The sequence below is a fragment of the Methanomassiliicoccales archaeon genome, from assembly GCA_014361295.1.
Taxonomy (GTDB): domain Archaea; phylum Thermoplasmatota; class Thermoplasmata; order Methanomassiliicoccales; family JACIVX01; genus JACIVX01.
On record JACIVX010000104.1, the window covers coordinates 1 to 885 of the forward strand.

An 885-nucleotide genomic window follows, 5' to 3' on the forward strand; every position below is an offset into this window, starting at 1 on the left:
TACAGTGAGTGCTCTTGTCGGGCTGGCCTGGAATACACTAAGTAAACTTAAGTCGCAGGTTGTAAATGTTGTGATGTTGTATTGTCCTGCTGCGGCGTCTGGTTTAACTTTTAGGGTTAATGTTAGTGTTGCGTTTTCACCGAGTGGATCATCGTTTTCATTGTCGTCGTTGTCGTATGTTAGTGTTCCAATCGTCCAGATTCCCGTCTGAGGATCAAATGTTCCTTTTGTGGCCGTGTAGGATTGATATTCCACTGTAGAGGGTAGGTTTATTTGCATTTGTGTGTTAGTTGCGTTTTCCACACCCATATTCACGATCGTGACAGTGTAGTTGAATATTTGGCCTGGTGATAATCGAGTTGTTCCCGCTGTTGTGGCTTTTAGGTCTGTGAATGGTACATCGATGTCTACTCTTGCATAGTTGTTACCCCAATTCTCATCATTGCTCGCTCTGAAATAAAATTGTCCTGTGAGTGTTCCTGTTCCGTTCACAAGGCAGTAGAATGTTGCGGTTGCGGTTCCGTAGTATCCGTCTCCGAGGTACCATGTGCCGTTCTCATATGTTCCATATGTGGTGCTTACATTTTCTATTTTGAGTCGTGGCGTGATGTAGGCCTGTACTGTCACATTATCCAGGCTATAGCCCTGATCTGATGGGATGGTGTCTACTACTACCTCTATTTGTACATGGTCGCCAACCTTGGCAGTTGTCTGGTTTTGGTTTACTTCGTAGAAATAGCCATCTGCTGCTGAGACCGAACCTGCTGTGATAAATATAAGTCCCAGCAGTAACGGCACAAGCAAATATTTTCTCAAGGTGTATCACCCCACTTAACATTTTTTCTGCGATAATATATTTTATAAAATTAGTATTATATGATTTTA

The 885-nt window shown here is 42.7% G+C and carries 1 protein-coding gene; it reads right to left on the reverse strand.

Annotated elements, in window-relative coordinates; genetic code table 11:
• Nucleotides 1-816, reverse strand: an 816-nt coding sequence (locus H5T41_11410) for a DUF11 domain-containing protein (protein ID MBC7109366.1), incomplete at its 3' end; no start/stop codon positions are given.
• Nucleotides 817-885 lie beyond the last annotated feature (69 nt).